We start from the raw sequence: 8,865 nt of genomic DNA on the forward strand, positions 1-8,865 counted from the left end.
TCAAAAGATCGCAGCCTTCGGCAGCTCCTACAGGAGGCGGCTTCAGTCTTGTAGTTGCTCCACAACAATCCCCAACCGTCGATAATCCTCAACACTCCCCGACGCCACATGCCGTTCGGTAATCAGCGTATGCAGGCGCGTACAAGGCGCCACCACAAACGGCTCCACCGCGCCCAACTTGTCCGCCGTAGTCACGGCAATCACCCGCGTCGCGTTATCGAGCATCGCCTGCTTCACCGGCACTTCATCAAAATGCAGCGAAGTAATCCCCACCTCCGGATGAATCGCGCAGACGCCGGTAATCCCCAGATCCGCCTTGATCCCCGCCAGCAAGCGCAGCGCCTCATGCCCACCCGCCGACATCGTTCGCGGATTCAACGTCCCGCCTGCCAGAATCACTTTCACACCCTTGAATTCCGCCAGCGCAATCGCCGTCATCGGCGCAGCCGTCACTGCTGTGATCTGGATATCCGCGCGCAGCGACCGCGCGACCTGCAACGTCGTCGAACCGGAATCAAACAGCACAATCTGCCCGTCCTCGACCTGCTGCGCCGCGAGTTGCGCCAGACGGATTTTCACCTCATCGGTCTCATCCAGCCGCGTGAAGTAATCCTTGCCGGAATCTTTCGGACGCGGCAACGCCCCTCCATGAACCCGCTGCACGAGGCCGGCGTTATCCAGCTCGGCGAGGTCGCGGCGGATGGTGTCTTCGGAGACGGCGAAGTGTTGGCTCAACTCGGAGGCCATGACTTTGCCGTCGCGTTCGAGGAGCAGAAGGATTTTTTGCCGGCGCAGGGAGGGCAGCTCGGCTGAGGAGTGATAGTGCATGGTTGCGCCTGTTTGTGCTTGTTTTTGCGAGATTAGACAAAGCCTCGCTTAAACACAATCGGATGCAACCATTAAACGCTTGTCTATCGCGCAGGCATTTCTAGCGTGCCTCCCTCACAAACGAAAGTTATGCGGCTGGCATAAGCGGGTTCCATCTCGCTTCCATCGGGTCGCCCACCTCGCTCAGTTACAACATTCTCAAAACGACCCCGAACTCTCCCGTGGTCTGGATCCATTTCGTCAATATGCATAGTTCCACCAATAACGAGCCCACCGCTGATCATCTGACCTCCTCCCTGAATCAACAACGCCCAAAACCCACCAGAACCCACGGTATACGGTACTCCGGGGACAAAATCAGAACGTTGGAAATCAAGACGAAAGACCCAACCCTCAGTATTCTGCTCAGGACCAAATCCCCAGAAATAAGTCTGCCCATCGGTAGTAAATTTGCCATCGAATTGGAGTTTTTCCCCGACCGGTTGACCCCCACTGTCTGTTAGTTGGATTTCAAACGCTGCCTTCCAGGTATCCTTACCAGACAGAATTGGAAGAACTTGCTCGACTGTAATGCTCATACTTAAATCGTCCTTTTCCGATCGCCAGATTAACCACACTGGAAAAGGTAAACCGCGCTGACAACTTATACACCTGTCACAAATGACAGTATTTAAGTACCTTTAGCGATTAAAAAGCGGCGCAACGACGGCAAATGGGATATTGAGCCATCAATTACTTCGATCATTGCAATCAACAAGGCGAATTTTTTCTTTGCTTTCAGCCTGTTCAGAATGGCCCCACTTTAAAAGGCTCAGGATGAACACCTCATGAATCTCAATTTCGCGTTTGCTTGCATGATCGTTGTTTCGTTTGCGGTGGCTCTTGGTCACGCCTGACAGCGTCTCAGACCGACGCCAACAGGTGCTCGCGCAGCCATTTGTGCGCCGGATCGCGATGCGCGCGTTCGCCCCAGAACATCGCCATTTCGTAACCGGGCACTGGCAGCGGTGCGTCGACCACTTGCAATGCCGGATTGCCGCGCACCAGGCGTGACGGCAGCATCGCCACCAGATCGGTGCTGACCAGCACCGACATCGCCATCAGAAAATGCGGCACCGACAGCACCACTTTTCGTTGCAAACCGACCTCGGCCAACGCCTTGTCGGTCACCCCGAAAAACCCTCCGCCCTCTCGCGACACCAGGACGTGTTCCAACGCGCAGAACTGTTTGCGCGTTGGCACGCGCTGCAAATCCGGATGACCAACGCGACCGGCCAGCACATAGTGTTCGGTGAACAATGGCCGCGAATGCAACTCCAGCGGCGCGTCTTCGCTGATGTGCAGGGCGATGTCGAAGACGCCCTGCTCCGCCTGTTTCACCAACTGCGCAGGCGTCAGATCGATCACGGCCAATCGCGTGCCCGGTGCCTCTTTGCGTAATCCGCTGAGCGCCGGTAACACCACCGTCGTTTCGCCGTAATCGGTGGCAGCGACTTTCCAGGTGTGCGTCGCCTGCGCCGGATCAAACGCGCTGGCCGGCGCGACCGCCCTTTCCAACGCCTCCAACGCTTCGCGCAACGGCTCGCGCAATTCATCGGCGCGCACCGTCGGGCGCATTCCGCGCGGCCCGGGCAGCAGCAACGGGTCGCCAAAGATGTCGCGCAACTTGGCCAGATGCACACTCACCGAAGGCTGCGACAGGTTCAACCGCTGCGCCGCGCGGGTGACGTTGTGCTCGGACAGCAACACGTCGAGGGTGAGCAGCAGATTGATATCGAGGCGTCTCAAATTATTCATGGCTATACCAGACATATCAGACATTCATTTCCAATATACCGCTTGAACGCCGATCCTGCCGTCATTCAGCCAACGGAGCTACAACATGAATGTCCTACTGGTCTACGCCCACCCTGAACCGACTTCCCTCAACGGCTCGCTCCGCGACTTCAGCGTCCAGCGCCTGCAAGCCGCCGGCCACACCGTGCAGGTCTCCGACCTCTACGCGATGAATTGGAAAACCACCCTCGACGCCGACGACGCCCCGGAGCGCGACACCACAAAACCGTTCCACGCCTCGCTCGACTCAAAAGTGGCGTACGCCGAAGGCAGCCAAGCCGCCGACATCGCTCGCGAACAGGAAAAACTGCAGTGGGCCGACACGCTGATTCTGCAGTTCCCGATGTGGTGGTTTTCGATGCCGGCGATCCTCAAAGGCTGGGTCGAACGCGTCTACGCCTACGGTTTTGCCTACGGCGTTGGCGAACATTCCGACAGCCGCTGGGGTGAGCGTTATGGCGAAGGGAAAATGCAAGGCAAACGGGCGATGTTGATGGTCACCACCGGCGGCTGGGAATCGCACTACGCTCCACGCGGGATCAACGGCCCGATGGACGATCTGCTGTTTCCGATCCAGCACGGGATTCTGTATTACCCCGGTTTTGAAGTGGTGCCGCCGTTCGTGGTGTATCGCACCAGCCGCATGGATGAGGCGCGCTATGCCGAGACGTGTGAAGAATTGGGGCGGAGGCTGGATGAATTGTGGAGTACACGGCCGATTACGTTTCGCCAGCAGAATGCCGGGGAGTACGAGATTCCGGCGTTGACGTTGAAGGATGATGTCGCGCCCGATCAACAGGGTTTTTCCGCGCACATTATTTGATGTTTGCCGCAAACCTTTGGAGGGTATTTGTCCCCGCTGGGCTGCGCAGCAGCGCCAAACCCTGCAAACGGATTTTTCCAGGCAGACCGAGTTGTATGATTTTGGGGCTGCTTCGCCGCCCAACGGGGATAAATCCCCTCGCCACAGGCGTCCGATCGCCCGCAAAACCGATTGAACCTCCTTCCTCCGGACTGCCTCGAAACTCTATAGCGCCCATTCATCGTTAGACGCGGCGCCCTCTTCGAGGAAATCCCGATGAACATTCGATTTCTGTTGCTGATCGCCACGTTCGCCATCATCCCGACTTGCGTCATGGCCGAGGGTTGCGACGTCCAGACCCAATCTTCCAGCGCCTCGGTGCCGGCCATCGAAACCCATAGCTGCTACGAATACGAAGGCATGCCGGTGAATGCCATCGACTGGTCCTGCAGCAACGAAAGCAAAGACATGCTCAGCAGCACAAAAAACAAAGTGGAACACTGTGCGGATCACTATCAGGCCGCGTGCATCGCGACCATCACTCAGGAATCGCTCGCCAACCCGCACTCCACCAGCAAGGACAAAAACGCCAAGGCGCTAAACATCCCCGACAATGCGCAAGTGACCACGTATTACTACGACGTTGAGCATTTGGCCCAGGCGCGGATTGATTGTGAGAATGGCGGCGGGCAGTGGAAGGCGAAGTAGTTAAACGTTGAAACTTTGATCGCTCGATTTGTGCCCACAAAAAAACCGCATCGCTGCGGTTTTTAGTGTGCTCAGAGTGACTGGCTTAGAAGTTCGCTGGCGTGTTTGCACTGATGATCTCGGCTTCATCGGCGCCGATATTGCGGAACTTGTGCGGTAACGTGGTGGGAAAGTAGTAACCATCCCCCGCGCCCAAAACGCTCACCTGGCCGTCGACGGTCAACTCGACAGTGCCGCGCGTGACCAGCCCGCACTCCTCGCCTTCGGCGTGCACGATCGGCTCTTCACCGGAACTTGCGCCCGGCGCGTATTGCTCGCGCAGCAAACGCATCTGGCGGCTTGGCACCGAGGCACCGATCAGCAGCAGGCGCAGGCCATGACGGCCGAGATCCGGCTGTTCATTGGCGCGGAAGACGTATTGATGTTCGCGCGGCGGCTGGTCGAAGGTGAAGAAGTCGGCCAGGGACATCGGGATGCCTTCGAGCAGCTTTTTCAGTGAACTGACGGAGGGGCTGACGCGATTCTGTTCGATCAGGGAAATGGTGGCATTGGTCACGCCGCTACGCCGGGCCAGCTCGCGCTGGGAGAGTTTGTAGCTTTCGCGTACTAGTTTGAGTCGAGAACCCGTATCCATGACAGCCTTATGTGAGAACGACTTAAGGGCGATGGGGGTGGGTGGCGGGTGACGCGCCGAGGGCGCGGATCACGTTGCTCCCGTGTCCCGGAACCGTGAAAGGCGGCTATTAAATCACGTTTGGTGGTGTTGCTCAGCAGGTTCGATGGACGGTGGGGCAAATGCACCCGCCGAAATCTGTAGGAGCAAGGCTTGCCCGCGAATGCGGTGCTTCAGGCGACAGGGATGTTGCCTGAAATGGCCCCTTCGCGAGCAAGCTCAGCTCCTACAAAAATAGCGGTGGAGCAGCCGAATCGTACATTCAGCACGATCTGCACATCATGTAAAAACCGGCGGGGTCTTGGCGACCGTCGCCGGGGAGGTAACTTTAGATGCCGAAACGGTCGCGCAGCGAGTAGTACACGGCGCCAAGAGCGGTCAACGGCGCGGAGAACGTGCGGCCGCCGAGCATTGGCATGTGCGGCAACGAGGCGAACGCATCGAAACGCTCGGCATCGCCACGGATCATTTCCGAGATCAGCTTGCCGGCGAGGTGCGAGCAGGTCACGCCGTGACCGCTGTAGCCCTGCATGTAGTAGGCGTTTTTCTCGATGCGACCGAATTGCGGCATGCGCGACATGGTCAGCAGGAAGTTGCCGGTCCAGCGGTAGTCGATTTTGACGTCTTTGAGCTGCGGGAAGGTCTTGAGAATCTTCGGACGGATCAGTTGTTCGATGTCGTCCGGTTCTCGCGCGCCGTAGACCACGCCGCCGCCGTACAACAGGCGATTGTCGGCAGTCAGGCGGTAGTAATCCAACAGGTAATTGCAGTCTTCGACGCAATAGTTGTTGGTGATCAGGCTGCGCGCCTGCTTTTCAGTCAACGGTTCGGTGACAACGATCTGCGAGCCGCACGGCATGCTTTTCGCGGTCACGCGGTTGTCTAGACCTTGCGGCAGGTAAGCGTTGCCAGCGATCAACAGATACTTGGCGCGCACTTGGCCTTTGGCAGTACGGATAACGTTCGGCTCGCCATATTTGATTTCCACGGCAGCCGACTGCTCGTAGATCTTGCCACCCAGACGCACGATGGCTGCCGCTTCACCGAGTGCCAGGTTCAACGGATGAACGTGGCCGCCCTGCATGTCGAGCAAGCCGCCAACGTAAGCGTCGGAACCGACTTCGCGACGAATCTCAGCCGCGTCGAGCATCTTCAGGTTGTTGTTGCCGTAACGTTCCCAGCCGCGTTTTTGCTCGGCCAGACCGTTGAGTTGTTTCTTGTTCATCGCTGCGAAGATGCCGCCCGGGCGGTAGTCGCATTTGATGTCGTAATCCTTGATGCGCGAACGGATGATGTCGGCGCCTTCAAAAATCATGCTGCCGAGGATCTCTGCGGTCTTGTCGCCATAGCGCGCTTCGATCACGTCGACGTCGCGGCTGTAGGAGTTGACCAGTTGGCCGCCGTTGCGACCGCTGGCGCCGTAGCCGACTTTCGCCGCTTCGAGCACCGTCACTTTATAGCCGGCTTCGGTCAGGAACAGCGCCGAGGACAGGCCGGTGTAGCCGGCGCCGATAATGCAAACATCGCAGTCCACCGCTTCTTCGAGAATCGGAAAATCGATGACTTCGTTGCGGGTGGCGGCGTAGTAGCTGTTGACGTGTTGCTGTTTCATGTTTGTTCTCCGAAGGTCGCCGATCACTGCCGGCGACCGCCGCGGTAAAAGAGTTAGAGCTTGATCCAGGTCGCTTTCAGCTCGGTGTACTTGTCGAACGCGTGCAGCGATTTATCGCGACCGTTGCCCGACTGTTTGAAGCCACCGAACGGTGCGGTCATGTCGCCGCCGTCGTACTGGTTGACCCAGACGCTGCCGGCGCGCAAGCCACGCGCAAAGGTGTGTGCCTTGCTCAGGTTGCTGGTCCAGACACCGGCGGCGAGGCCGAAGATGCTGTCGTTGGCGATTTGCAGCGCTTCTTCAACGGTGTCGAAGGTGATCAGCGACAGTACCGGGCCGAAGATTTCTTCCTGAGCGATGGTCATCGCGTTGGTCACGCCGTCGAACAGCGCCGGCTGCACGTACAGGCCACCGGTTTCTTCGAGGGTGCGCTGGCCGCCGGCAATCAGCTCGGCGCCCTGCTCGCGACCGATGCTGATGTAGCGCAGCACGTTGTCGAGTTGACGCTGATCGACCACGGCGCCGACGGTGGTGGCTGGATCGAGGGCGTGCCCCGGTTTCCACGCTTGCAGTGCTTCCACCAGCAGCGGAATGAATTGCTCGCGGATCGAACGCTCGACCAGCAGGCGCGAACCCGCGGTGCAGACTTCGCCCTGGTTGAACGCAATGGCGCCGGCCGCTGCTTGTGCTGCCGCGCGCAAATCCGGTGCGTCGGCAAACACCACGTTCGGGCTCTTGCCCCCTGCTTCGAGCCAGACGCGTTTCATGTTGCTTTGGCCGGCATAAATCATCAGTTGCTTGGCAATCGCCGTGGAGCCGGTAAAGGCCAGCACGTCGACGCCCATGTGCAACGCCAACGCTTTGCCGACGGTGTGGCCGAAGCCTGGCAGCACGTTGAACACGCCTTTCGGAATGCCGGCATCCAGCGCCAGTTGCGCGATGCGGATCGCCGTCAGTGGCGATTTTTCCGAAGGTTTCAGAATGAACGAGTTGCCCGCCGCCAGGGCCGGGGCAAATTTCCAGCTGGCCATGATCAACGGGAAGTTCCACGGCACGATCGCGGCAACCACGCCGGAAGGCTCGCGGGTGATCAGGCCGAGTTGGTCGTGCGGGGTCGCGGCGACTTCGTCGTAAATCTTGTCGATGGCTTCGGCGCTCCAGCGGATCGCGTTAGCGGTCGCCGGGATGTCGATGCTCATCGAATCGCTGATCGGTTTACCCATGTCGAGGGTTTCCAGCAGCGCCAGTTCTTCCTGGTTCTGCAGGATCAGATCGGCGAAGCGGATCAGGATGCGTTTGCGCTCGGCCGGGGCTTTGTGCGCCCACACGCCGGACTCAAAAGACTGGCGCGCGACTTCAACGGCGAGGTTGGCGTCGGCTTCATCGGTGCTGGCCACGGAGGCGAGGAAACGGCCGTCAACAGGGCTCAGGCATTCGAAGGTGTCGCCGCTGATAGCCGGGCGATATTCACCGTTGATGAACGCGCGGGACTCGATGGTCAGAGACTGGAAGCGTTGTTCCCAGTCGTTGCGGGTAGTTGTCATTGTTGTGGCTCGACAAGGGGGATTGGGTGATCGGCGGACGAACGCCGCCGATCAAAATCTGGTAACCCGATCCCCTGTAGGAGCTGCCGAAGGCTGCGATCTTTTGACTTTGATTTTTTAAAAGCAAGATCAAAAGATCGCAGCCTTCGGCAGCTCCTACAGGGTTACGGCGGTGGGTCAACCGTCAAACCGTATGCAGATACCAGTTGTACTCAAGGTCAGAGATCGAGTTCTCGAACTCGGCCAGTTCGCTTTCCTTGCACGCGACGAAGACGTCGATGTACAGCGGGTCGATGTACTTGGCCATGACTTCGCTGTCGTCCAGCTCGCGCAGTGCGTCGCGCAGGTTGTTCGGCAGGCTCTGTTCGTTCTGCTCGTAGCTGTTGCCTTCAACCGGCGCGCCCGGCTCGATCTTGTTGGTCAGACCGTGGTGAATACCGGCCAGGACAGACGCCATCAGCAAGTACGGGTTGGCGTCGGCGCCAGCAACACGGTGCTCGATGCGCACGGAGTCCGGCGAGCCGGTCGGTACGCGCACGGCCACGGTGCGGTTGTCGATGCCCCAGCTTGGCGAGTTCGGTACGTAGAACTGCGCGCCAAAGCGGCGGTAAGAGTTGACGTTCGGGCAGAGGAAAGCCATTTGCGCAGGCAGGGTCTCGAGCACACCGCCGATCGCGTGACGCAGTGCGGCGTTCTGCTCGGGATCCTCGCTGGCGAAGATGTTGTTGCCTTCTTTGTCCAGAATCGAGATGTGTACGTGCAGACCATTGCCCGCCTGGCCAGGATACGGCTTGGCCATGAAGGTGGTGTCCATCTCGTGGTCGTAGGCGATGTTCTTCACAGACGCTTGAGCAGGACGGCG

Annotated in this window: 9 protein-coding genes; 2 read left to right on the plus strand and 7 right to left on the minus strand. The window is 58.9% G+C overall.

Annotated elements, in window-relative coordinates:
- Positions 1-42: 42 nt before the first annotated feature.
- The 3 genes from ACIP66_RS10250 to ACIP66_RS10260 all read right to left on the minus strand — a co-directional run bounded on the left by ACIP66_RS10250 (position 43) and on the right by ACIP66_RS10260 (position 2,625).
- Entirely contained in the window at positions 43-828 is a 786-nt protein-coding gene (locus tag ACIP66_RS10250) for a DeoR/GlpR family DNA-binding transcription regulator (protein ID WP_400647654.1), read from the minus strand.
- An 83-nt stretch (positions 829-911) separates the two neighbouring features.
- Positions 912-1,406: a hypothetical protein gene (locus ACIP66_RS10255; protein WP_400647657.1), complete on the minus strand. Its 495-nt coding sequence runs from the start codon at positions 1,404-1,406 to the stop codon at positions 912-914.
- 325 nt (positions 1,407-1,731) lie between these two features.
- Complete coding sequence (locus tag ACIP66_RS10260) at positions 1,732-2,625, minus strand: LysR family transcriptional regulator (protein WP_400647660.1); 894 nt, start codon at positions 2,623-2,625, stop codon at positions 1,732-1,734.
- An 85-nt stretch (positions 2,626-2,710) separates the two neighbouring features.
- Between ACIP66_RS10260 and ACIP66_RS10265 the strand changes: the two genes are divergently transcribed.
- Together ACIP66_RS10265 and ACIP66_RS10270 are read left to right on the plus strand one after the other, a co-directional pair.
- Complete coding sequence (locus ACIP66_RS10265; protein WP_282358236.1) at positions 2,711-3,487, plus strand: NAD(P)H-dependent oxidoreductase; 777 nt, start codon at positions 2,711-2,713, stop codon at positions 3,485-3,487.
- A gap of 255 nt (positions 3,488-3,742) precedes the next feature.
- Positions 3,743-4,174: a hypothetical protein gene (locus ACIP66_RS10270; protein WP_053121081.1), complete on the plus strand. Its 432-nt coding sequence runs from the start codon at positions 3,743-3,745 to the stop codon at positions 4,172-4,174.
- A gap of 85 nt (positions 4,175-4,259) precedes the next feature.
- On the opposite strand, the gene ACIP66_RS10275 is transcribed toward ACIP66_RS10270, so the two are convergent.
- From ACIP66_RS10275 to ACIP66_RS10290, 4 genes are all read right to left on the minus strand, one after another.
- Complete coding sequence (locus ACIP66_RS10275; RefSeq protein WP_053121083.1) at positions 4,260-4,808, minus strand: cupin domain-containing protein; 549 nt, start codon at positions 4,806-4,808, stop codon at positions 4,260-4,262.
- 367 nt (positions 4,809-5,175) lie between these two features.
- Positions 5,176-6,459, minus strand: coding sequence for an FAD-binding oxidoreductase (locus ACIP66_RS10280; protein ID WP_053121085.1), 1,284 nt, complete (start codon positions 6,457-6,459; stop codon positions 5,176-5,178).
- Positions 6,460-6,512: 53 nt separating this feature from the next.
- Positions 6,513-8,003, minus strand: a complete 1,491-nt coding sequence (locus ACIP66_RS10285; protein ID WP_400647664.1) for an aldehyde dehydrogenase — start codon at positions 8,001-8,003, stop codon at positions 6,513-6,515.
- 184 nt (positions 8,004-8,187) lie between these two features.
- On the minus strand, positions 8,188-8,865 hold a 678-nt coding region (locus tag ACIP66_RS10290; RefSeq protein ID WP_400647667.1), incomplete at its 5' end, for a glutamine synthetase family protein.

It is taken from the genome of Pseudomonas sp. NPDC088429 (assembly GCF_044753305.1).
In the GTDB taxonomy this organism is placed as follows: domain Bacteria; phylum Pseudomonadota; class Gammaproteobacteria; order Pseudomonadales; family Pseudomonadaceae; genus Aquipseudomonas; species Aquipseudomonas rustica.